The following is a 22,748-nucleotide window of genomic DNA, read 5'->3' as shown; positions in this document are numbered from 1 at the left end:
TGTAAGGCTATCGAAGTCGGTCTACAGATTTCACGAGCCTCTCATCTCTGCGGATATATGCGTTTGCAATAAACAGACATATTACCGCGATCAATGGGAAAACCGGCTCAATACCCTTCTCAGGAATCTGAATTCCTCCGGATAAGTTTAGTAACCAGTACGCCAATACACCAATCAACAAAACGTTTATAATGATGCTGAATGTATTCAGCAAAATTTGTCTTTTTCTGTTTTTAAAACTGAAAATACTCAATGCTCCTGCCAAAACAAGTACAATACAGCCAATATTAATCACCGGAATATTGCCGAAAACGTCAACATCCTGTCCCGTAATGAAAAGGAAAACAGCAGCCAAAACTGCCAAAAGGGTCCATATAGTCTGTATTCTCTGTAACATAGATTATTAAATACCTGGCAAAAATAACATAAATTTTGCACAATTCAAAAATAAGTGTAGATTTGCATTATACATATGTACTTGAAAACAAAAGTCACCGGACTTACTTTTCTTACTCACAATTAATTACATTTTTACATTAAGTATGTTTAACATAGAAACGTTAAGGTCAAAATCCGTAACGGAACTGACTAAAATCTTAAAAGATTTAGGCGTTAAAGTTGCTAGAAACAGCAATGATAATGATAAGATCTTTGCCGTTCTTGACTTTCAGGCTTCTAACCCTAAAGTTGCAAAAGATTATTTCAACGCCACAGAAACCAGTATGGATACTGAAGAAAAACCGGCAGATAAACCTGCAAAGGCTCCTGTAAAAAAAGCAGCGCCTAAAAGACAACCTGCCAAACCCAAAGCAGAAGCAAAAGCACCTACTGAAGAAAGCCCTAAAGCTGAAGAGAAAGTAGAAGAAAAGATGCCGGCTGCTGAAGAAATAAAGCAGGAAGAGCCTAAAGCTGAAACAGTTTCCGCTCCTGAAGAAAATAATTCAGCACAGGCTAGGAAAAAAAGAAAGAGAGTAACTGCCAACACAGGCAATACAGAAACTCCACAAGAAAGAGCAGAAGCTCCTAAAAATGCAGAACCTCAAGGATCTGCTCCATCAGAAGAAAAGCCTGCTACTCCCCAACCTCAGGCCAGATCCCAACAAAAAGGACACAACAATCCGCAAAACAGCGGAAACCAAAATAAGAACCCTAATCAACACCAAAACCAGGGTCAGAACCAAAATCCTAATCAGCACCAGAATCAGAATCCAAATCAAAATCAGCAAAGACAACATGCTGACAGAAATGAGGAGCATCATTCTGAGCACAGAAAAGAGTTTAGTTTTGACGGGATGGTTAGTATTGAAGGGGTTTTGGAAATCCTTCCGGATAACTACGGATTCCTTCGTTCATCTGATTTCAGCTATATCTCTTCTCCTGATGACGTATATGTTTCTACAGCACAGATCAGAAATTTTGGTCTGAAAACCGGAGATACCGTTAAAGGAATTGTAAGACTTCCAAAAGAAGGTGAAAAATACTTTTCCTTGCTGAAACCTACGGAAGTGAACGGACGTGATCTTGCGTTCATCAAGGACCGTGTTGCCTTTGAATATTTGACTCCGCTTTTTCCTGAAGAGAAATTTAACCTTACAGGAAATGGATCTACACTTTCAACAAGAATTGTGGATCTTTTCGCACCTATCGGAAAAGGGCAGAGAGCGATGATCGTTGCCCAGCCTAAAACAGGTAAAACGATGTTGCTTAAGGATATTGCCAACTCTATTGCGGCCAATCATCCTGAAGTATATATGATGGTTCTTCTGATTGACGAACGTCCGGAAGAAGTTACCGATATGGAAAGAAGTGTAAATGCGGAAGTAATTGCCTCTACATTTGATGAAGCAGCAGATAAGCACGTAAAAGTAGCGAATCTTGTTTTAGCAAAGGCCCAAAGAATGGTTGAATGTGGACATGATGTAGTGATCTTGCTGGATTCAATTACGAGATTGGCAAGAGCTTATAACACCGTTACGCCGGCATCAGGTAAAGTTTTATCAGGTGGTGTGGATGCTAATGCACTTCACAAGCCGAAAAGATTTTTTGGAGCGGCCAGAAAGATTGAAGGAGGCGGTTCATTAACCATTATTGCTACAGCGCTTATCGATACAGGTTCTAAAATGGACGAAGTAATCTTCGAAGAATTTAAAGGAACAGGGAACATGGAACTTCAGTTGGATAGAAAAATTGCCAACAGAAGAATTTATCCTGCAATTGACCTTGTGTCTTCAAGTACGCGTAGAGATGACCTTCTCTTAGATGAAGTTACTTCTCAGAGAATGTGGATCTTCAGAAAATACCTTTCTGAAATGAATCCTGTAGAAGCAATGGAATTTGTAAATAAAAACATCAGAGGAACTTTAAATAACGAAGAATTCCTGATGTCTATGAATAAATAGATTAATTTAATTGTTAATAAAAAAGCACGGGGATCAGCGATCTTCGTGCTTTTTATTTGGATAGGAGAGTTTTTGAAAATCTTAGCGCTTGAAAGTCTTAGAGTTTAGGTATTTAAAAAGCTTGAAATTGGGGACTGTTAAGGAAAGGGAGTAGCTTATGTTTTTATTAGTAAAGTACGACTTTGAGATGTATTTTATACTGCGATACCTCCATCTTCCGACTTCCTGCTTCCATCTTATAAAAATTAATTCATTCTAAATCAATATATCAATGTTAAAGATTTATTAAAGTAATCCCCAATTGTTGATAATCGCTTAAATATTGGCTAAATTTGGATATAACATTAAAAATAAAAATTATGTCATTTGAATTACCTAAATTAGGATATGCATACGATGCATTAGAGCCAACTATTGATGCAAAGACTATGGAGATCCATTATACAAAACATCATCAGGCTTATATTGACAATCTAAATAAAGCAATCGAAGGAACTGAATTGGCAGGAAAAACGATCGAAGAGATCTGCCAGACTGGGACTGACAAGCCAGCCGTAAGAAATAATGGAGGAGGGCACTTTAACCACTCTTTATTCTGGGAAATTTTAACTCCGGGTGGAAGCAAAGAGCCTGTAGGAAATGTAAAAGCTGCCATTGAAAATTATGGAGGTCTAGAAAAATTCAAAACTGATTTTTCTGATGCGGCTAAAACCAGATTTGGTTCAGGATGGGCTTGGCTGATTAAAAATGCAGACGGATCCGTATCTGTTTCTTCTACTCCAAACCAGGATAACCCGTTAATGCCTGTTGCAGACGTGAAAGGAACTCCGGTTCTTGGATTAGATGTTTGGGAGCATGCTTATTATTTAAACTACCAAAACAGAAGACCTGATTATGTTTCAGCATTCTTTGATGTTGTAAACTGGGATAAAGTGGAGGAATTATTCAACAAATAATTTTCAGCTATTATAAAAATAAAAAAGGTTCAGAAGAAATTCTGAACCTTTTTTATTGTAGATCAAATATATAAACATTAGTGTTTATTTTATCTAACAGCATCGCTTCCGGAAAGTCCATTCATTCTTAGTCCGTATTTCCAGCTGACATAGGCAAAGACCTGATACAGCTTATACTCGAATTTTATTCCGTAGTTTTCTCTTGGGTCGTAATCTATACCTGACTCTATAATATTCCGGTATTTCCCTGAATTGTAGTAAGAATTCCATTCAGTAACTAGAAATGTATTTTTTGTTTTCAGGTAAGATTCTGAATACTGGCTGATCGGTTTGGCTACAGCATTTAAAAAGTAATCAAACTGGGTATCAATCACAGTAAGCTCCCATTCTCCGTCTTCGTTCTTAGAAGGCTTCATTTCTGATTTTTCTTCTTCTTTCTTGGGACTGTTTTGGGAAAAACAGCTGAAAGGAATAAAGGCGAAGAAAAATAGTATAATAAGATTTTTCATAATGAACATTGTATATAAAATAAGCACTCAAAATGAGTGCCTAAGTTAATTTTTTATGGTTCTTTCTGAAGAATAACAAATGCCGGGAAGTGATCACTGTATCCTCCTGTAAATCGGTCTCCATCCCAGGATCTGAAAGGATATCCTTTATAATTTCCTTCTTTATTCACTAAATAAGGTGGAGCAAAGATTTCTGCTTTGTATACAGAATATTCTTTTGTCACCTGATCAGATATTACATTCTTAGAAACAATGATCTGGTCAAAAAGGTTCGGAGCATCCTGGTAAGCCAGTGAAGCGATCCCTTTTTTATATAAAGGATACATTAAATTAAGATATGGTGTAGTTTCACTCAGATCTTTGGGACCTGCAACAGCTTTTAGATAATTTTTCAAACTTGCGCTCACAGGATCATCATTAAAGTCACCCATTGCAAAAAGTTTAGTGGAAGGGTCTGCTGCTCTTATACTGTCCATCTGCTGTTTCAGTAAAGCGGCAGCAGCATTTCTTTTAGGTAATGAAACGGCTTCGCCACCTCTTCTTGATGGCCAGTGATTCATGAAAAATGCAACTTTTTCATTGTCCAGGAAACCTGTTACTACCAAAATGTCCCTTGTATATTCTCTTTTACCATCATCACCGAAAACTTTTAGTTCTTTTTTCAATGAATTGGTCGGGGTAAATCTTCTTTTCTGATAAATTAATGCAACATCAATTCCTCTGTAATCATAAGAATTATAATGAATAATTCCGTAGTCATATTTGGCAAGAACAGGCTGCTTTACCAGGTCTTCAATGACCTGCCTGTTTTCAACTTCAATAAGTCCAACTACTGCAGGTGCTGTTTTCGTATACTGTGCACCCATTTCAGATATTACCTTGGCTTCGTTGGCAAGCTTGGCCTTATAAATTTTAGTATTATAATTTTTACTGCTGTTTGGCGTAAATTCGTCAGATCCGCTTTGATATCTTACTGCTTTTTTGCCTATTAAAGCACCGTCACTCCAAGGCCCGTCATGTTTCTCTGCTTCTAAAAACTTAATGGAATCCATTGGAATGCTTCGGTGGAAAGCCGGATTACGGATATCTTTTGTACCATCAATATAGTCTGCAGAACGGATGGTGTCCCAAAGGTTTTCAACATTCAAAAAGCCAACAGTCGCCACTTTCCTAAGTTTTCCCTGTTGTGCAAAAGCCATTATTGAAAAAATAACAGCGATAAAGCTCATCAATCTCTTCATCCTCTAGAGTATTAAAATTATTTAAACCACAAATTTACCTTTTTTTAATTCACTCCATTTAAATATTTGTAAATTTAAAACAAGATAAAACAATTCTTTTATATAATGAATCTTAAAAGGTTGCAATGTTAAGAAAAAATATTGTTAAAAAAGTTGGAGATTCTAAATTTTGATTAAATTTGTGCCCCCAACTTTTAAACTGTTGAGAATTAAGAAGAAAAGTATTAAAAAAAATAATATACTCATGATTAAAAAACTATCATTAGTCTCTTTATTTACTTTACTTCCTGCTTCATTCTATTTTGCGCAGACTACTGTATTTGCGTATCTTAAGGATGCTGATGGAAAGCCTGTTGAAAGGGCAGAAGTAGATCTTAAAGGGAGCGAAAATGATGTAACGGCTGACAAAATTGGATACTTCCAGTTTGTAGATCTGCAGCCGGGCCATTATCAAATTATGATTACGAAACCAAACTTCGAAACCAAAATGATGGAGTTTGACGTAACCGATGAGAAAAGAAAGGATCTAGGGGTCATAACTCTATATTCTGCACTTACCAACGCAGATCAAGGATTAGCGATTATAGACAATGATGATGATGACAGCAACAGCAGCGGGCAAGCTTCTACAGTAGGATTATTACAATCTTCTCAGGATATTTTCAGCAGAATTGCTGCTTTTGATTTAGGATTTTACTGGTTCCGTCCGAGAGGAATTGATGGGAGAACAGGAGAATCTATGCTGAATGGTGTCTCAATGGTAAAATCTGATAATGGTAATGTTGACTTCAGCAATTGGGGTGGATTGAACGAGATCACGAGATATCCGGAGATCGCATCTAACCATTCTCCGTCTGAATACGCTTTTGGTGGAAACAGCTCTGTTGTTTATAAGAATACAAAAGCCAGTGAGTATAGAAAAGGATTCCAGTTTACACAGTCCTTGACTAACAGAAACTACAGAAACAGAACCTCTTTACGTTATACCTCAGGAATGAGTAAAAAAGGGTGGGCATTTACTGTAATGGGAGCCAGAAGATGGGCTGAGGAAGGAATTCAGGAAGGAACTTTCTACGATGCTTATGGAGCTTACCTGGGTATAGAAAAGAAATTCAGTGACAGCCATACGATAACATTCAATGCGATAGGTGCACCATATAGAAGATCTACAGCCAGTCCAAGTACTCAGGAAGTATATGACTACAGAGGTGTACATTACAACTCTTACTGGGGATGGCAGGATGGAGAAAAAAGGAGTGAAAGAGTTCGAAAAGGATTCCAGCCGCTTTTTCAGGTTCAGGATTTCTGGAAGATTAATAAAAATTCCAGCCTTTGGACAACTGCATCTTACCAGTTTGGAAAAGATAAAGGTTCGCGTTTGGACTGGAATGGGGTAACCAATCCGTCACCTACTTATTATAGAAACTTACCAAGTTACTATATCAACAGTATTATTTATAACTCCGTTAATAACACTGAAACTGATCCCATGCAGTATAACACGCTTTGGGATGCCTATAATACAAGCATGTCTAACTGGCAGAATGGAGATCCCAATGTTACTCAGATCAACTGGGGGCAGATCTATGCCAATAATCAAAAGAACGATGCTGCAGACCAGGCTGAAATGGCTCGTTTGTACGGATTATCAGGGAAACGTTCCAAGATATATCTTGTAGATGATGTAAGTGATGATAAGATCTTCAACGCAGGTACCCATTACACATATAACTTTAACGACCGTATAAAGTTTATCATGAACGTTTCTTATCAGAACTACAAATCTGAACTTTACCGTGAAATGAAAGACCTTTTAGGGGGTGATTATGCTATTGGTGTTGATCCGTTTAAAGAGTCTGCTAAACCTGGTTCTACAGGATTCTATAATACGTTGGATCCTAACGTTCAGTTGAGAGTGGGAGACCGTATGACTTATAATTATATTTTGAGAAGACAGGAAGCAAAAGTAAATCCGGGACTGAAATTCTCTACCGGTAATTTCGATGTATTTGTTTCTGCTATGGCAGGATATTCCACTTCAAACAGAGAAGGTCTTTTCAAGCATTATTTATATGAAAACTCTTACGGGAAAAGTAAAGATTACAATTTCTGGAACTTCGGTCTGAAAGGACAGATCGTTTATCGTATCAACGGACGTAATTTCTTAGTGTATAACGGAGCGATGTACAATCAGGCACCATTCCTGGAGGATTTGTTTATCAATCCTAGAATCAATGCCCTTGTTAATCCTAATATTAGGAGTACGGTTTACACGGCTAATGATTTAAGCTATGTTATCAATACACCTTTCCTTAAATTAAGAGCATCAGGATATATTGTAGATACACAGAATGAAACCAACGTACAGCGCTTCTTCGCAGACGGGATCCAGATGAGCAGCACCAATCCAGACGGATCTGTTTCTCAGGTACAGAGTGCATTCGTTACTCAGGTGATGTCTAATCTTGAGAAAAGAAATATGGGAGTGGAATTAGGTGTTGATCTAAAAGTTATTCCTACTTTATCTTTACAGGGACTTGCAAGTTTAGGACAGTATACGTACAGAAATAATCCGGAAGTTTATTTGGTTTCTGATGCATCAGGAAGCAGTGTGACTTCTTTTGGTAAAGCATATCTGAAAGATTATAAGCAGGGAGGTACTCCTCAGAGAGCTTTCTCATTAGGTTTCCGATATAACAATCCAAAATACTGGTGGGTAGGAGCCAACTGGAACTATTTCGATAATAATTATCTGGATCCGGCTCCGGCTTTAAGAACGAATAACTTTATTCAGAACCCATATTCAAGTACTCCTTATTTAGGTCTTACCGATGGTGATGTACGCGATATGCTGAAACCGGTAGAACTTCCTTCTGCATTTTTCCTGAATGCTAATGCAGGGAAATCATTCATGATCGGAAAGTATTATATATTATTGACCGCTTCTGTAAATAATATCCTGAACAACAGAAGATTCATCACAGGAGGTTTCGAACAGACAAGAGAAACAAAAGCTATGGATTTCGCTTATGATTATTATAGCCCTAAACCCTCTTTCGGACCGAAATACTGGTATACTCAGGGGCGTTCGTACTTCGTTAACTTACAATTCAGATTCTAATAAATAAAAAAATAATAATGAATAATTTCACTAACTTTTTCAAAACGGCATTTCTGGCAGTAGGTGTACTGTCTGCAGTGTCTTCTTGTGTAAAGAATGACGATTGGGAAACTCCTCCAATCGCTTGTTCAAATAAATTTGAGGCGCCTACCATTTCAATGGCTGATTTTGCAGCTCAGGCTCCTGCAACTGGATACAAATTGATTACAACAGATCAGATTTTCGACGGTTATATCGTTTCTTCTGATGCTCAGGGAAATTTTTATAAAACGATCTCCTTCCAAGATAAAACGGTAAACCCTACTGTGGGTCTTCAGATCGAAGTAGATAAAGCAAGTAACTTTGCAGACTTTCCGGTAGGGGCACATATCAGAATTAATGCTAAAGGATTACGTTTAGGACTTGACAGAGGATCAATTAAACTTGGTTCTGAAGATCCGAATTTTGCCATTGGTAGAATTCCTCAGGCTCTTGTAGGAAGATATGTTTCCGGAGTTTGTGGTGGAAACGGATTGGATATCCAGACTATTATTCCAACAAAGCTTAATTCATTAAATGATGCAAAGCAGGCTAATCTGATCAATACTTTAGTAACGGTGTCTGATGTGCAGTTCAATATAAGTGAAATTTTCCCGGTACAGAAAAAATATCTTGATTATGATGCAGGAGGCCAAGGCTTGGATACAGACAGAAATATTGAAGATAAATTAGGTGGTACTGCAGTAATCAGAAACTCAGGATTCTTCAAGAGTGGAGGAGAGCTTTTGCCGAAAGGGAGCGGAACTGTTACTTTTGTGGTAAGCAGATACAATACAACATGGCAGATGCTGATCAGAAGCTTGTCCGATATTAATTTCACTGGAACAAGAGTAGATTCAACGCCGCCTAAAGGAGGTACTGAGATCACTTATTCAGGTTCTTTCCTTGAAAACTTTGAAAGTTACTCGCTGACTCCTGCTAACCTTGAAGTGTATCCTAAATATGTAAATGATGCGGTATTAGGAAACAGATACTGGCAGTTAAAAACTTTCAGCAACAATAAGTATATTCAGCTGGGAGCTAATTCAGGGTCTGGAAATTATTTGACCTATTTTGCGGTACCTGTTGATTTTACAGCTGCCAATACGTTGAAATTTGATGTAAATGTTGGATTCTGGAACGGTAATGCTTTAAAAGTATACTACACAACCAATTATACTCCGCTTGGAGATATTACAGCAGCAACAAAAACAGATATTACATCTGCATTTACAATTCCACAAACCCCTGTTAGCGGTTATGGTACATTAACGCCTGCGGGAACTTATACTTTACCTGCCGGATTAACGGGTAATGGATTTATCCTGTTTGAATATACCGGAGCATCAACTGGTGTTACAACGACTATTCAGTTAGATAATATTCAGGTTCAATAATTTAAATCTGATATTTTAAATACAGGCCGTCTTTCATTAGACGGCCTTTTTTATGTTGTGATAAATGATAAGAGCAAATGCAAATGAAGAATTAATAAAAAAGCATGACATATCTGTAGCTTTGATTTAATGATATTGAAAATGAATTTATTATGCTTAAGTATATATCACAGATTGCCTAATCGGATTCCCTTTAAATATGCTAAGGGGTAATCCGGAATATGATTGGAAAGCCACATATGAAGAAGGTTTTAGATTGAATTATATAAAACAGTAAAAACAAAAAACCACCGCAGATGCAGTGGTTCATATTTTAAAATTATTCTGTTTAGAAAGCAACTTCATTCACTTCCTTGCCTCGCTGGAAGTTCATTACTTTCTGGCTTCCTTTGTAAGCAACACTAACAATGTTGATCTGCTTAGGAAAAGCACTTAAAAGAATAGTGTTTTTAATTTTTAAGGTATTGATATCGGAAACACCACCGGTCTCAAAATATACCCATACAGTTTCTCCGCTTACCTGACTTCCGGTGAAAGTTATAGTTTTTGGAGAGCCATTGACGAACACATCAAAATTATTATTTACATATTTTTTTACTTCTGCTTCAAATCCTGCTGTATTAGGATTGATTTTAATAGCATCAGAAATATGGTTAGTATTCATTTTTGTGGTAAACTTCAATGTTTTGCTTCCATCTATATAATCAACTTTGGTCATTGAAGAGAAAAAGTCTACATACATAAAACTCATTAACACAAAAAATGTTAAAATTCCTGATATATATAAAAGTTTTTTCATCTTAATTAATAGATTTACAATCATTCTTGCTAATTATAGGTCACAAATAATATGCCAATTAAAAATTTACGTTCACAGAATATTTATCATAGAATGCCTTGATGTGTGCAACAGCCTCGTCAGCAGTGTCTACCACACGGTATAAGTCTAAATCATCTTCGGCAATCATTCCTTCTTTTAACAGTGTTGCTTTGAACCAATCCAATAATCCGCCCCAGAATTCACTTCCTACCAGAACAATCGGAAACTTGCCTATTTTATTGGTCTGAATCAGGGTCATTGCTTCCGTAAGCTCGTCCAGAGTACCGAACCCACCCGGCATTACTACGAATCCCTGGGAATATTTTACAAACATTACCTTTCTTACAAAAAAGTAATCGAAGTTCATAGAATAGGATTTATTAATATACGGGTTGAAATGCTGTTCAAACGGCAGATCAATATTGAGCCCGATGGATCTTCCCTGTGCATTAAAAGCGCCTTTATTTCCAGCTTCCATGATGCCTGGGCCGCCTCCGGTAATGATTCCGAAGCCCAGTTTGGTAATCTTTTCAGCAATTTCAACAGCCATTTCATAATACCTGCTTTCAGGCTTCAGTCTTGCAGAACCAAATATAGAAACGCATGGTCCTATCTTGGCCAGCTTTTCATATCCGTCCACAAATTCAGCCATTACTTTGAAAACCATCCAACTGTCTTTGGTGATGGTTTCGTCCCAGGTTTTCTGTCTGAGACTGTTGTGAAGTTTTGTTTCGTTAATATCAAGTGCAGGATTTACTAAACTTTCATCCCTGGTTCCATCCATTTCCATTGCAAATTATTTAAAATATTTTTCGGCTTCTATTACAGATTCCGGTCTTCCCACATCTATCAGAATGCTGTCATGTACAAATCCGTGGATATGCTCAGTCTGCATCAGGTCAAGATACTCCTCCATAACAGAAAACTTGCCGGTTCTCTTTATTTTTTCAAAGATAGCAGGGTTGATGCAGTGAACACCGCTGAAGGCAAGAGCCTTAAAGCCTTTGTTGAATTCCGCAAGCCTCTGCTCTCCCGACTGTACATTAAGCCAGCCTCTCAAAACCATATCATCATTGAAAAGCAGCTTTCTGGAACTGTCTCTATCGGAAACCGCTAAAGTAGCGAAATCTTTTATCTTTTTATGATATTCAACGAGCGCATCAATATTGATATCCGTTAAAATATCAGCGTTCATGATTAGAAAATCTTCCCCGTGATCGAGGAATCTTCTAGCAAAAATCAAGCCGCCACCGGTTTCCAGCAGTTCGTCCCTTTCATCTGAGATTTCAATGCTGCAGCCGAAATTACTGTTTTTATTTAAAAATTCAACAATCTGATTTCCAAAATGATGGATATTGATCACAAAATCTTTTATTCCAAAGCCTTTAAGATAATTGATATTTCTTTCCAAAAGCGGTATGCCGTTTACCGGAGCCAGTGCTTTTGGATGGTGATCCGTAAATGGTTTTAGCCTTGTGCCTTTTCCGGCAGCGAAAATTAAAGCTTTCATATAGTCTAGGTAATGAGTGATACGTAATGAGTAATTTCAGGAATTGATGAAAAGTAAAATATTACTTATTGCTCATTATCCATTACTCATATTCAGGTGATGCTGTTCGTCATGGTGGAGGCTTATTTCTATTCCTTCAGGATATTTTTCCTTGATGAATTCAGCAATCTTGATCGCAGAATACACGGATCTGTGTTGTCCGCCTGTACATCCGAAATTGATCTGCAGGTCTTCAAAACCTCTTTCCAGATAATTGTCAATATTAATTGAAATAATGGATTTTACCAGCTCGAGAAACTTAGGCATTTCGGTTTTTGTTTCAAGGTATTCCTGAACCCCGATATCATTTCCTGTTTGGATTTTGTATTCCTCAATTCTTCCTGGATTTAAAATTCCTCTGCAGTCGAAGGTAAAACCTCCGCCGTTTCCTGAATGGTCTTTAGGAATTCCTCCTTTTTTGTAAGAAAAACTGTGTATGTCGATGTGTAACATTATTCTTTATTTTTATTTAAACCATTAAGGCTTATTTAGTTTTATTGATAACCGGTTATCTGTAAGCTGTCGGCTTGATCGGAGTCGAAAGCTAGCTATTTAAAATGTGATTAATTTTCAATTTTGATTCTTCCGAAGACAGTTGTTCTATTACTTTTTTCAGTTCCGGATAATCCTGCATCTGTTCCCAGGATGCGGCAAACTGCGTGATATTGTGAATTCCTTTTTCAAGGCTGACTATAAAATGCTGCTTCCTTTGGATTAGCCCTCTGAAGCCATAGGCTCCAAGTACCTGCAGAAATCTCATCATCTGAATTGGTTTTACCGAATTTTTTAGTTTAGTTTTGATTTCTTCATTTTCAAACTGCATGATATAATAGTCAAGCATTTCATTTTTAAAATCTTCCGGAAAGTTGGCCTTGGCCTGGAAGAGGAAAGAAATCACATCATACATCAATGGCCCTTCCATCGCAGATTGATAATCGATGAACGAAACTTTACGATCTTCATTCACCATAATATTCCTTGCCTGAAAATCGCGGATCATCATTCCTTTGGGTTCAAGCTTTTCAATAAGCTGGGCAATCTGTTTAAATTCTTTCAGTAAAACAGATTTACGGTATTCGAGCTCCAGAACATCAGCTACAAAGTTTTTAAAATAATACAGATCATGAATCACGGGAAGCTCGTCATACCTTTCGTATTCAAACGTTTTTGAAAAATCAATTTTTCCCTGAGTCCGGATTTGGAGCTGGAAAAGCTTTTCTAATGTTTGCTTTACCAATGTTCTTACGTTATCGGAAAGTCCTTCTGTTGTAATAACATCTGAAAGAGTTTGTTCTCCTAGAAATTCCTGTATATACATCTTTTTGTCGTCTGAAACAGCAAAAATATTGGGTGTGTTGAGGCCAAGCTCTGAGAAGATTTCAGAATAATAAAGGAAGCTTTTGTTTTCCGCGGTATTTTCATTGCTGGTGACAATGTATTTTCTGGTGTTGGATTTAGCAAGGAAATTTATTCTCGCAGAACCACTTTGAGCCAGTGTAACGAACTCAGAAGATGGTTCACCCAGATAATTTTCAAAAAATCGTTTTGCGTTTTCGGAAGTCATAATATGGAAACAAATATACTAATTTAATGGGAGTTTGATTGTTTTGATTGTTTTGGCTGTTTGAGGGTTTGAGATATTAGAGCTGGAGTAGGATTATCAGAGGATTTGGAGTTCTGGATGGTGATTGAGACTTGATGTTAGTTAAGTTATTTTGTAAAATCTAACGTCTGATATCAAATATTTATTAACCTAAGTTTCAGTCTAATTTCTATCTTTGTATCATGTTAAAGGATTTTAAACCGGTTTTAAACATTTTGCTGAGGTTCATCGTCATCTACCTGGTGCTGCTTCTAGGGTATCAGTTTTATCTGAACAGCGGTAAAGAAAGTGGGCTGGATCCTTTTTCCCGGATGATTGCTGATCAGGTTGCCTCCGTTCAAAAGACTATAGGGTTTCCTACATTGCTTTATGATGATGTGAAAAATGAGCAGGTTTGGTTTTATGTAAAGAAAAACTATGTGACAAGAATGGTGGAGGGATGTAATGCTGTTTCCGTCATGATCTTGTTTATAGCCTTCGTTTTTGCATTTTATAAAGGTGCTAAAACATATATTTTCGCCTTGGCTGGGCTTGTTTTGCTTTACATTATGAACCTTCTGCGAATCATGGGACTAAATATCGTTATGGTAGATCATCCGGAATATGGAAAAATATTCCATGATTTTATTTTTCCAGCAGTTATTTATGGGACTGTTGTGGTTCTGTGGCTGGTTTGGATTAAATTCTTTGCTTTGAAAAATGAAAATTCTTAACTGGCTTTTGGTGATAGCGGGAATCTGCGGTCTTATAAGCGTACGGATGCTTGAAGACAAAATTTTCTATGACCCTTTTCTCGAATATTTTCATGAAGCGATTAAAAATATTGCATTTCCCCGGTTTGAATGGGGGAAATTAATTGCAGGACATCTTTTCAGGTTTATGCTTAATCTTGCCTTTTCGTGCCTGATCATTCAATGTCTTTTTAAAAACCGCCAGTGGACGGCACAGGGAGCATTGCTGATTACCATTATTTTTGTGATTACTTTTCCGATCTATCTTTACTGTATACATGATAAGTTCGAGATAGGATATCTTTTCTCTTTTTATATGAGAAGGTTTGTCATCCAGCCGCTGGCTTTGCTTTTGATTGTTCCGATGTTTTACTATAGAAAACAATTAATGGAAAGAGCAGATAAATAAATCTGACAAATTTATTACTACAGGTTAATCTGTAGTATGTTTATCCACACTGGTGACATTTTCGGGGGTCCATTTTACTCTCTTTACAAAATCTTTTTCGCGGACAGGGCAGTCTTTTATCTGGCATACAGGGCACGATACTGTTTTGCAGTCATCCATATGGAAATTAAATTCTACGCTTCTTTTTGTGTTTTTAGCTAAAAGAATAATCATTTTTTCCATTTCATTGTGCGCTTCCCGAAGGCTGTAGTACCAGGGTAAAGTAATATGGGCATCAATATGGAGATTGGCTCCGAATTGCTGAATTTTCATATTGTGGACATCGATCCATTCTATTCTTCTGTTCTCTTCGAGTACTCTGATAATCTGGTTCAAAAGATCAGGATCCTGTTCATCCATAATACCGCTTAAAGATTTTCTTACGATTTTATAGCCTACGTAGATGATGTAAAGTCCAAAAATAAGGGCTACAACTGAATCCAGCCAGTAGATTTTAGTGAAGTAAACAATCATTAAGCTTATTACGACACCCAATGTTGTGATGGTATCGGATTGAAGATGTTTCCCTGATGATACAAGAACCAGCGAGTTTTCTGCCTGCCCTTTTTTAATGGAAATATATCCCAGGAGATAATTAACAATAGCGGTTGCAGCAATGATCCATATTCCCATATCTATTTTGCTCAGGGTTTTCCCTACAATAAGGCTATTGACACCTTCATAGATGATCATAATACCGGCAATGGCGATTAAAGCCCCTTCGATACCGGATGTTACAAATTCTACTTTTCCGTGGCCGTATGGGTGGTCCTCGTCTCTAGGTTTTGCGGCAAGATGAAGGGAGTAGAGCCCCATAAATGCACTGATAACGTTTACGATGCTTTCCATGGCATCAGAAAACACGGCATCGGAATTGGTGAGCTTCCAGGCAATAATCTTTCCGATAAAAAGAATAAGTCCGAAAGCGGCAATCAACTTTTGGAATCCTATTTTGTCTTTGCGAGTAATGGTTTTTTTATTTTCCATAGTTTGATAAAAAAAAGAATCTCAATTCTGAGACTCTTTTTTATTTTGTTAGTTTAAACTAAGTTGTTGGCTGCTAAGTATTCTGCAATCTGTACAGCGTTCGTTGCGGCTCCTTTTCGCAGATTGTCTGCCACGATCCAGAGATTCAGCGTTTTGGGCTGTGAAAGATCCCGTCTTATCCTGCCGACGAAAACTTCGTCTTTCCCTTCGGAGTACAGCGGCATTGGATATTCGTTGTTTTTCACGTTGTCCATTACCACTACGCCTGGTGTCTCGGATAATATCTTTCTTACTTCGTCAAGGTCAAACTCGTTTTCAAATTCAATATTTACACTTTCTGAGTGTCCTCCCTGAACAGGAACTCTCACTGCAGTTGCTGTAAGATTAAATGTATCATCACCTAAAATTTTCTTAGGTTCTTTCATCAATTTGATCTCCTCTTTCGTGTAGTCATCATCACTGAATACGTCACAGTGAGGAAGAGCATTTTTGAAAATCTGATAAGGATATACTTTGGCAACGCTGTCATCTCCGCTTATTTCAGCATTGAGCTGATCCACGGCAGCTTTTCCTGTTCCTGTTACAGACTGGTAGGTAGAAACAACCACTCTTTTCAGGTCATATTTTTTATTCAGTGGCCCCAGAACCATTACTAACTGAATGGTAGAGCAGTTAGGATTGGCAATGATCTTATCTTCTTTGGTTAAAACATTAGCATTGATTTCCGGAACAACCAGTTTTTTGGTAGGGTCCATTCTCCATGCTGAAGAATTGTCAATCACTGTGGTGCCAGCTTCCGCAAAAAGAGGGGCGAATTCAAGAGAAGTGTCTCCTCCGGCAGAAAAAATAGCAATATCCGGTTTGGCAGCTATAGCGTCCTTCATGCTTACGATGGTAAATTCTTCCTGTTTATACTTCACCTTCTTACCTACAGATCTTTCGGATGCCACCGGAATTAATTCTGTTACAGGGAAGTTTCTCTCCTCCAAAACTTTAAGCATAACTTGTCCAACCATTCCTGTTGAACCGACTACAGCTACTTTCATTGATTTAATTAAAAAATTTAAGGTTAAACTATTACAAAGTTATAACTCATCATTGATAACTTATTATTTTATGTTTTAAGCCCCAAAGACTCTCGTCCAAGGGAATGCAAATGCAAATAGACCTGCAGCGATAAGACCCATGATCACAATACCTAAAGAAATTGTGTCATTGGACTTCACTTTTTTGTTGATGATGGTCATCAATACTGCTGCAATCAGCATAGAAAATGGGTGCTCCACATACTGGAATCTTAAATCGGCATTTTTCATTACTGATCCCATATCCAATCCTTTTGTGAAGTTGATCACCAGCATGACGATCCCTATTAAAAACTGAACATGGAAGAAAATCATCGTAAAGAGAGTCGTCTTCTTTAAAAATTTGTTCACTTTACCACTGAAGCCAAACATTGTGGCTAAAAGGGCAATAATAAATAATGAGACCAAAAGAAGTTCAAGATACCCGAATCCTTTGTGTGCATTAAGCAAAATCTTGTAAAAATCCATATTCAATTTTTTGTACACAAATATAGCAAAAATCCCGGCGAAAAGCCGGGATTGATATTTATAAAATCTAATATTGTGATCTTATTAGAATCTGTAAGAAAGTGAAGCTGACCAAGTTCTTCCGAATCCGAAATAAACGTTGTTGCTAACATCCAAACCTTTGTAGAAGTTATTTGGATTTGCGTTGTAAGCATCTAATTGCTGTTGAGCAGTCTGCCCACCCGCAATATCTTTATAATCAGATATTGTTTTTTTGTTAGATGATCTTAAATCTGAAATGTATGTAGTGTCAAATAAGTTGTAAACATTTGCAGATAAAATCAATCTCTGTCCATTTTTCAGATCAAATGTATAAGATGCTCCAACATCAGTGAGGTTATAAGAAGGTGCTTTTAAAGAACCTTTTTCTGCTCTGGCTGCAGGAATTTGTCCATTTTCTCCAATGATAAAGCCACTGTTGATACTAAATGTTCCATAAAGGTTGTCATAATATCTCCAAGTTCCGTAAATATCAAGGTTTTTAACTGGTTTCACAGTAGCTCCAATAGCTGCTGTGGTTTGCGCAGCATCAGATACTTTAAGGCCATCTAAAGCTAATGTAACCTCGTTTTTTCCGTTTGAGCCAACAATAGGAGCTCCGTTTTCATCAACTAAAAGACCTGTAGGATTGTTTTTATATTTCCAGTTTCCTATAGATAACATTCCGTTAAATTCTAAAAAGTTCAAAGGCTTGTAGAATAACTCTAGCTCAGCACCCATATGCACCTGCTTTACACCATTTAAGCTAACAGTTGCTCTTTCCAAACCATAAATAGTAAGGTTTGTAAGACGAACGAATCTATCATCCCATGAAGTATAATATAAGTTCAGATTAGCTCTAAGCTTAGAAGATCTAAAACCGTAACCAAATTCTGCAGAAGCAATTTTTTCATTCTGAAGATCCTTATTCACGACTTGCTGGTTGCCTGTCTGTCTACCATCTGAAACCGAGTAAGGATAAACTGCAAAGAAGTTTGGTTGTTTAGAATAATAACCAGCGTTCACAAATACGTTATGATTATCATTGATATTGTAATTAACACCTGCCTTTACATTATAACCAAACAGATATTTCATCTCTGTTTTTGTGTTTACCTTTTCTCCTAATTGTTCGGTAACACCATCTATAATCCAATTGTCAATTCTTGAGAATCCTTGTTCAGAAGCAGAACCCTGTACAAATGCGGAAAGATTATCCTTAGAATACTCTAATTGTCCAAAAACCCCACCCCAAAGAACTTCTCCGTTATAGTTTCTGTATACAATCTGGTCTTTATCTTTTATGGCTTTAATAAACGGGTTAGCAGAAGGTGTTGCATTGTAAACAAGGTTTACATCCATATTAGGATTATTCTTGTTGTCTTTTTCAATAAATTTGTTATTTCCCCAAAGATCAGTTAAAACTCCCGGGTGATAACCATAGTAGTATCTTCCATCTAAACCAACTGAAAAATTAAAATTATCATTGATTTTATGTTGGAAATTGGTAAGGAATCCGTACCAATCGTGAGAGTTTACTGAAGCTCTTCTTACTAGACCATTGCTTCTTTGTGCAATTCCTGGCGTTGCATTAACTTTATTGATCGGAGCAGCAGGATTTGATGGGTTCCATAATACTGATTGTCCTTGGTTCCACGCAACAATGTCATCAAAACGGATTAAACCATCTTGAGTTTTCGGAAGGCTGTTTATACTTGTTCCATTAATGGATCCGATAACTCCGGTCCCTCCTCCACGTCCCCAAGAAGCATAAACAACAGTTGATAATTTAGATTTTTCGCTCATTGTCCAATCCCAGTTGATGGATGCAACAGGCTTACTATAATAATTTACAGATTGAGAATATTGTCTTCCATTCAAATATCCCCAGTTAGAATTATATTTTCTGTTTGGCTCATCCCCAAAAACCTTATCCAATTTACCATCACCCATATCTAAATATGTAGCAATACTTCCGTTAAAGTTTTGGTTGTGCCATTGAGGAGCCCCAGTAAACGTGAATTGGAAATCATGCTTTTTATTTGGCTGCCATCCAAGAGCAAAATAATAGTTGTATGCTTCAAAATCAGAACCATCTATATATGTTGCACCAGCAGTTCTTGCCATTAAGAATGAAGTAGACCACCCGTTTGCAGATTTACCAGTATTGTATGAAAATAATGTTTTCAGGTATCCGTCATTACCAAGACCTAAAGTTACATTACCCTCTTTCTTTTTATCAGCAGCTCTTGTAATAACGTTAATGGTTCCTCCAATAGATGCAATAGCTAATTTAGATGATCCTAAACCTCTTTGAACCTGCATAGCAGAAGTAACATCTGATAAACCAAGCCAGTTTGACCAGTATACTGTTCCTCCTTCCATATCGTTTACAGGAACACCGTTAATCATTACTGCGGTGTTATTAGTATCAAAACCACGAATGTTAACACGGCCATCACCGAAACCACCACCACCTTTTGTAGCATAGATAGAAGGAGTAGAATTTAAGATTTCCGGGAATTCCTGATTTCCTAATCGTTGTACAATTTGTGCTTCCTTAATGGTTGAAACTGCTACCGGTGTTTTTCTATCTTTAGCAATATCAGCAACACCAGTGATTACAACTTGTTCAATGTCATTGGATTTGGTTTTCACCGTATCCTGAACTTCTTGAGCATAATAAACACTTGCTGTAGATAATGTAATTACTACAGATAGCATCGATTTGTTGATTAATTTCATAATCGTTAGTAATAGTTAGATTTAATTTTCTGCAAAATTCGCGAAATAAAATTTAACTAATATTAACTGTATGTTAATTTTTACTCAATCTTAATAAGATTTAACTTGTTGATTTTCAGATTTATAAATAAAAATTGAATTTTTACATGAAAAAAATCATATTATTGAGTTTTTAACAAATAGGGGCTGTTTTTATTAAAAATATAACGCTATTTCACGGCTTTGAGACTCAAATCAATATTTTCAGCCGAATGGGTAAGGGCACCGGCAGAGATATAAGTGACCCCGGTAGATGCAATTTCTTTTAACATATCACGGGTAATTCCACCTGAGGCTTCAGACTCACAAGAGCCGTTAATCATTTCTACTGCCTGCTTCATCATAGATACGCTCATATTGTCGAGCATAATTCTGTCTACTTTTGCTTTGATGGCTTCTTTTACCTCTTCAAGGTTTCTTGTCTCAACTTCGATCTTTAATTTTTTCTTAGCACTTTTAACATAATCTTTTGCCATTTTTACGGCATTCGTAATACTCCCATTATAATCGATGTGGTTATCTTTCAGCATGATCATGTCATAGAGTCCATATCTGTGATTGGTTCCGCCACCTATAGCAACGGCCCATTTTTCACATACTCTGAAGTTAGGAGTTGTTTTTCGGGTATCTAAAAGTTTTGTTTTTGTTCCTACCAATCGTGAATCCCAATCGTGGGTAAGGGTAGCAATGCCGCTCATTCTCTGCATGCAGTTCAGAATAAGTCTTTCGGTGGAAAGAATAGATCTTGCGCTGCCGGTTACTATTAAAGCTACATCACCAACTTTCGCTGCTTTTCCGTCTTTAATGAAAATTTCAACTTTCAGATCCTTATCAAAAGTTTTAAAAATAATTTCCGCCAACTCAACACCTGCCAAAATACAGTCCTGCTTTACCAGAAGTTTGGCACTCTGCTTCAGGTCCTTTGGAATTGTGGAAAGGGTAGAGTGGTCACCATCCTGAATGTCTTCTTCCAGGGCGTTTTTGATGAATGTTTTTAATACTTTATCTGTAGCGTAAGCTGGTCTTTTCATTATGTATGTTTTAAGCTAAGTCTTTATTATAAAATGCCCCTTTATTTTCAGTCATTTCCATAGATTGGGTAATGATGAGGTGGGCAACGGTTGTCAGGTTTCTTAATTCAGATAGTTGCGGTGAAAGAATAGAATAGTGGTAAATCTCGTCCACGGCTGCTGCAATCTCCTGATGCTTCTGTAAGGCCATATTAAGACGTCTGTTGCTTCTTACGATACCTACCAGATCGCTCATCATTTCCTGAAGCTGTTTTCTGAGGTAGCTTATGATCACCATTTCATCCATAATCTTCATTCCTTCCTCATTCCATTCCGGAACGGCTTTAAGATCATCGAAATTGAAGTTGTTTTCATTGAGGAGAGCAACTGTTTTTATAGCGGCATTATGTCCGAAAACCAAGCCTTCCAATAATGAGTTTGATGCAAGTCTGTTCGCACCATGCAATCCGGAATTGGTACATTCTCCTACTGCAAAAAGATTACGGATGGAAGACTGACCGTCCCTGTCGACTTCAATACCGCCCATCAGATAATGGCATGCCGGTACTATAGGAATCAATTGGATAAAAGGATCAATTCCTTCTTCTTTACATTTTTTATAAATATTCGGGAAATGTTCCAGGAATTTTTCATGATCCATATCGCGGCAGTCAAGACCGGCAAATTCATCACCGGAGATCTTCATTTCATTATCAATGGCTCTGGCTACAATATCTCTTGAGGCTAATTCTTCGCGCACATCATATTTATGCATGAACTTTTCACCGTTTTTGGTTCTTAATTTGGCACCATCTCCCCGGACTGCTTCAGAAATCAGGAAAAGCATTCCGTTGATCTTGCTGTACAGTGCCGTTGGATGGAACTGATAGTACTGCATATTGGAAACTTTGCCCTTTGCGCGGGCTACAAAAGCAATTCCGTCACCGGTAGCAATGGTAGGATTTGTTGTGTTTTTATAAACATGTCCCGCACCTCCTGTAGCAACCAATGTTATTTTGGAAGTGATCTTTTTGATCTTTTTTGATTTTTCATCAAGAATATAGGCGCCGTAACAGTTGATATCACCTTCGCTTACTGCCTTTCCTGGAACATGATGCTGGGTGATGATATCAATAACATAATGATGGTCGAGGATCTCAATATTCGGGCTGCTGTTGGCTGTTGCTAGAAGAGCTCTTTCGATCTCGAATCCGGTAATATCTTTATGGTGTACGATTCGGTTTTCCGTGTGGCCGCCTTCTCTTCCCAAGGCAAACTCTCCATTTTTCATATCGAAATTAGCGCCCCATTCTACAATTTCGTTGAATCTTGTGGGAGCTTCCCTTACGACCATTTCTACAACGTCTCGTTTGTTTTCCCCATCTCCGGCACGCATGGTGTCTTCGATATGCTTTTCGAAATTATCGTTTTTAAAGTCGGTGACTACGGCCAGTCCGCCCTGTGCGTATTTGGTATTGCTTTCGTCTTCGTCGGATTTTGTTACGATGATGATCTTGGCATCAGGGAGTTGTTCAGAAACTTTAATGGCATAGGAAAGTCCCGAGATGCCGGAACCAATTACTAATACATCCGCTTTTATCATA

General features: G+C 37.5%; 20 protein-coding genes. 6 read left to right on the top strand and 14 right to left on the bottom strand.

Annotated features, from left to right (window positions below):
• Positions 1 to 7: 7 nt before the first annotated feature.
• Complete coding sequence (locus V6R96_RS01835) at positions 8 to 397, bottom strand: DUF4293 domain-containing protein (RefSeq protein ID WP_111958828.1); 390 nt, start codon at positions 395 to 397, stop codon at positions 8 to 10.
• 145 nt (positions 398 to 542) lie between these two features.
• Here V6R96_RS01835 and rho point away from each other — a divergent pair, with 145 nt between their 5' ends.
• Both rho and V6R96_RS01825 read left to right on the top strand, forming a co-directional pair.
• Positions 543 to 2,399, top strand: coding sequence for a transcription termination factor Rho (gene rho / locus V6R96_RS01830; RefSeq protein WP_336377823.1), 1,857 nt, complete (start codon positions 543 to 545; stop codon positions 2,397 to 2,399).
• Between the two features lie 359 nt (positions 2,400 to 2,758).
• Positions 2,759 to 3,355 (top strand): superoxide dismutase, encoded by a 597-nt coding sequence (locus V6R96_RS01825; RefSeq protein ID WP_111958832.1) that lies wholly within the window; start codon positions 2,759 to 2,761, stop codon positions 3,353 to 3,355.
• 89 nt (positions 3,356 to 3,444) lie between these two features.
• Here V6R96_RS01825 and V6R96_RS01820 read toward each other — a convergent pair whose 3' ends face one another.
• Both V6R96_RS01820 and V6R96_RS01815 read right to left on the bottom strand, forming a co-directional pair.
• Positions 3,445 to 3,864, bottom strand: coding sequence for a DUF6146 family protein (locus tag V6R96_RS01820; RefSeq protein WP_111959037.1), 420 nt, complete (start codon positions 3,862 to 3,864; stop codon positions 3,445 to 3,447).
• Positions 3,865 to 3,917: 53 nt separating this feature from the next.
• Positions 3,918 to 5,105 (bottom strand): endonuclease, encoded by a 1,188-nt coding sequence (locus tag V6R96_RS01815; protein ID WP_111958834.1) that lies wholly within the window; start codon positions 5,103 to 5,105, stop codon positions 3,918 to 3,920.
• Positions 5,106 to 5,349: 244 nt separating this feature from the next.
• On the opposite strand from V6R96_RS01815, the gene V6R96_RS01810 reads away from it, so the two are divergent.
• Both V6R96_RS01810 and V6R96_RS01805 read left to right on the top strand, forming a co-directional pair.
• A complete protein-coding gene (locus V6R96_RS01810) occupies positions 5,350 to 8,226 on the top strand; it encodes a carboxypeptidase-like regulatory domain-containing protein (RefSeq protein WP_223558107.1) in 2,877 nt (958 codons plus the stop codon).
• Between the two features lie 17 nt (positions 8,227 to 8,243).
• Positions 8,244 to 9,641 (top strand): DUF5689 domain-containing protein, encoded by a 1,398-nt coding sequence (locus tag V6R96_RS01805; RefSeq protein WP_336377822.1) that lies wholly within the window; start codon positions 8,244 to 8,246, stop codon positions 9,639 to 9,641.
• A 328-nt stretch (positions 9,642 to 9,969) separates the two neighbouring features.
• Here the strand turns inward: V6R96_RS01805 and V6R96_RS01800 are convergent, their stop codons facing one another.
• The 5 genes from V6R96_RS01800 to V6R96_RS01780 all read right to left on the bottom strand — a co-directional run bounded on the left by V6R96_RS01800 (position 9,970) and on the right by V6R96_RS01780 (position 13,574).
• Positions 9,970 to 10,440, bottom strand: a complete 471-nt coding sequence (locus V6R96_RS01800) for a DUF6702 family protein (protein ID WP_223558109.1) — start codon at positions 10,438 to 10,440, stop codon at positions 9,970 to 9,972.
• Between the two features lie 58 nt (positions 10,441 to 10,498).
• Positions 10,499 to 11,251, bottom strand: a complete 753-nt coding sequence (locus V6R96_RS01795; protein WP_111958840.1) for a TIGR00730 family Rossman fold protein — start codon at positions 11,249 to 11,251, stop codon at positions 10,499 to 10,501.
• Between the two features lie 6 nt (positions 11,252 to 11,257).
• Positions 11,258 to 11,971: a nucleotidyltransferase family protein gene (locus V6R96_RS01790; protein ID WP_111958842.1), complete on the bottom strand. Its 714-nt coding sequence runs from the start codon at positions 11,969 to 11,971 to the stop codon at positions 11,258 to 11,260.
• Between the two features lie 75 nt (positions 11,972 to 12,046).
• Entirely contained in the window at positions 12,047 to 12,463 is a 417-nt protein-coding gene (locus V6R96_RS01785) for an RNase adapter RapZ (protein ID WP_336377821.1), read from the bottom strand.
• A gap of 91 nt (positions 12,464 to 12,554) precedes the next feature.
• Positions 12,555 to 13,574 (bottom strand): phosphotransferase, encoded by a 1,020-nt coding sequence (locus tag V6R96_RS01780; RefSeq protein WP_336377820.1) that lies wholly within the window; start codon positions 13,572 to 13,574, stop codon positions 12,555 to 12,557.
• Between the two features lie 221 nt (positions 13,575 to 13,795).
• Here V6R96_RS01780 and xrtF point away from each other — a divergent pair, with 221 nt between their 5' ends.
• Entirely contained in the window at positions 13,796 to 14,326 is a 531-nt protein-coding gene (gene xrtF, locus V6R96_RS01775) for an exosortase family protein XrtF (RefSeq protein ID WP_336377819.1), read from the top strand.
• Entirely contained in the window at positions 14,313 to 14,753 is a 441-nt protein-coding gene (locus tag V6R96_RS01770; protein ID WP_336377818.1) for an exosortase F system-associated membrane protein, read from the top strand. Before xrtF ends, V6R96_RS01770 begins: the two co-directional genes overlap by 14 nt.
• 24 nt (positions 14,754 to 14,777) lie before the next feature.
• On the opposite strand, the gene V6R96_RS01765 is transcribed toward V6R96_RS01770, so the two are convergent.
• From V6R96_RS01765 to nadB, 6 genes are all read right to left on the bottom strand, one after another.
• On the bottom strand, positions 14,778 to 15,779 hold the full coding sequence (locus tag V6R96_RS01765; RefSeq protein ID WP_336377817.1) for a cation diffusion facilitator family transporter: 1,002 nt from the start codon (positions 15,777 to 15,779) through the stop codon (positions 14,778 to 14,780).
• Positions 15,780 to 15,832: 53 nt separating this feature from the next.
• Positions 15,833 to 16,825: an aspartate-semialdehyde dehydrogenase gene (locus V6R96_RS01760; protein WP_111958854.1), complete on the bottom strand. Its 993-nt coding sequence runs from the start codon at positions 16,823 to 16,825 to the stop codon at positions 15,833 to 15,835.
• Positions 16,826 to 16,900: 75 nt separating this feature from the next.
• Positions 16,901 to 17,332: a hypothetical protein gene (locus tag V6R96_RS01755; RefSeq protein ID WP_111958856.1), complete on the bottom strand. Its 432-nt coding sequence runs from the start codon at positions 17,330 to 17,332 to the stop codon at positions 16,901 to 16,903.
• An 84-nt stretch (positions 17,333 to 17,416) separates the two neighbouring features.
• Positions 17,417 to 20,095 (bottom strand): TonB-dependent receptor domain-containing protein, encoded by a 2,679-nt coding sequence (locus V6R96_RS01750; protein WP_336377816.1) that lies wholly within the window; start codon positions 20,093 to 20,095, stop codon positions 17,417 to 17,419.
• Between the two features lie 209 nt (positions 20,096 to 20,304).
• Complete coding sequence (nadC, locus tag V6R96_RS01745; RefSeq protein ID WP_336377815.1) at positions 20,305 to 21,165, bottom strand: carboxylating nicotinate-nucleotide diphosphorylase; 861 nt, start codon at positions 21,163 to 21,165, stop codon at positions 20,305 to 20,307.
• A 10-nt stretch (positions 21,166 to 21,175) separates the two neighbouring features.
• On the bottom strand, positions 21,176 to 22,747 hold the full coding sequence (gene nadB, locus V6R96_RS01740; protein WP_223558116.1) for an L-aspartate oxidase: 1,572 nt from the start codon (positions 22,745 to 22,747) through the stop codon (positions 21,176 to 21,178).
• Position 22,748: the final 1 nt, after the last annotated feature.

The organism is Chryseobacterium sp. CCNWLW53 (assembly GCF_037083525.1).
In the GTDB taxonomy this organism is placed as follows: domain Bacteria; phylum Bacteroidota; class Bacteroidia; order Flavobacteriales; family Weeksellaceae; genus Chryseobacterium; species Chryseobacterium lathyri.
This window is presented reverse-complemented; position numbering and strand designations above follow the sequence as displayed.

Bases quoted from the DNA above. Each gene is read 5' to 3' on its own strand.
- V6R96_RS01815 (WP_111958834.1), bottom strand. From the start codon at position 5,105: ATGAAGAGATTGATGAGCTTTATCGCTGTTATTTTTTCAATAATGGCT.
- V6R96_RS01750 (WP_336377816.1), bottom strand. From the start codon at position 20,095: ATGAAATTAATCAACAAATCGATGCTATCTGTAGTAATTACATTATCT.
- V6R96_RS01795 (WP_111958840.1), bottom strand. From the start codon at position 11,251: ATGGAAATGGATGGAACCAGGGATGAAAGTTTAGTAAATCCTGCACTT.
- V6R96_RS01780 (WP_336377820.1), bottom strand. From the start codon at position 13,574: ATGACTTCCGAAAACGCAAAACGATTTTTTGAAAATTATCTGGGTGAA.
- V6R96_RS01835 (WP_111958828.1), bottom strand. From the start codon at position 397: ATGTTACAGAGAATACAGACTATATGGACCCTTTTGGCAGTTTTGGCT.
- rho (WP_336377823.1), top strand. From the start codon at position 543: ATGTTTAACATAGAAACGTTAAGGTCAAAATCCGTAACGGAACTGACT.
- V6R96_RS01785 (WP_336377821.1), bottom strand. From the start codon at position 12,463: ATGTTACACATCGACATACACAGTTTTTCTTACAAAAAAGGAGGAATT.
- xrtF (WP_336377819.1), top strand. From the start codon at position 13,796: ATGTTAAAGGATTTTAAACCGGTTTTAAACATTTTGCTGAGGTTCATC.
- V6R96_RS01810 (WP_223558107.1), top strand. From the start codon at position 5,350: ATGATTAAAAAACTATCATTAGTCTCTTTATTTACTTTACTTCCTGCT.
- V6R96_RS01825 (WP_111958832.1), top strand. From the start codon at position 2,759: ATGTCATTTGAATTACCTAAATTAGGATATGCATACGATGCATTAGAG.
- V6R96_RS01790 (WP_111958842.1), bottom strand. From the start codon at position 11,971: ATGAAAGCTTTAATTTTCGCTGCCGGAAAAGGCACAAGGCTAAAACCA.
- nadC (WP_336377815.1), bottom strand. From the start codon at position 21,165: ATGAAAAGACCAGCTTACGCTACAGATAAAGTATTAAAAACATTCATC.
- V6R96_RS01800 (WP_223558109.1), bottom strand. From the start codon at position 10,440: ATGAAAAAACTTTTATATATATCAGGAATTTTAACATTTTTTGTGTTA.
- V6R96_RS01760 (WP_111958854.1), bottom strand. From the start codon at position 16,825: ATGAAAGTAGCTGTAGTCGGTTCAACAGGAATGGTTGGACAAGTTATG.
- V6R96_RS01770 (WP_336377818.1), top strand. From the start codon at position 14,313: ATGAAAATTCTTAACTGGCTTTTGGTGATAGCGGGAATCTGCGGTCTT.
- V6R96_RS01805 (WP_336377822.1), top strand. From the start codon at position 8,244: ATGAATAATTTCACTAACTTTTTCAAAACGGCATTTCTGGCAGTAGGT.
- V6R96_RS01755 (WP_111958856.1), bottom strand. From the start codon at position 17,332: ATGGATTTTTACAAGATTTTGCTTAATGCACACAAAGGATTCGGGTAT.
- nadB (WP_223558116.1), bottom strand. From the start codon at position 22,747: ATGATAAAAGCGGATGTATTAGTAATTGGTTCCGGCATCTCGGGACTT.
- V6R96_RS01765 (WP_336377817.1), bottom strand. From the start codon at position 15,779: ATGGAAAATAAAAAAACCATTACTCGCAAAGACAAAATAGGATTCCAA.
- V6R96_RS01820 (WP_111959037.1), bottom strand. From the start codon at position 3,864: ATGAAAAATCTTATTATACTATTTTTCTTCGCCTTTATTCCTTTCAGC.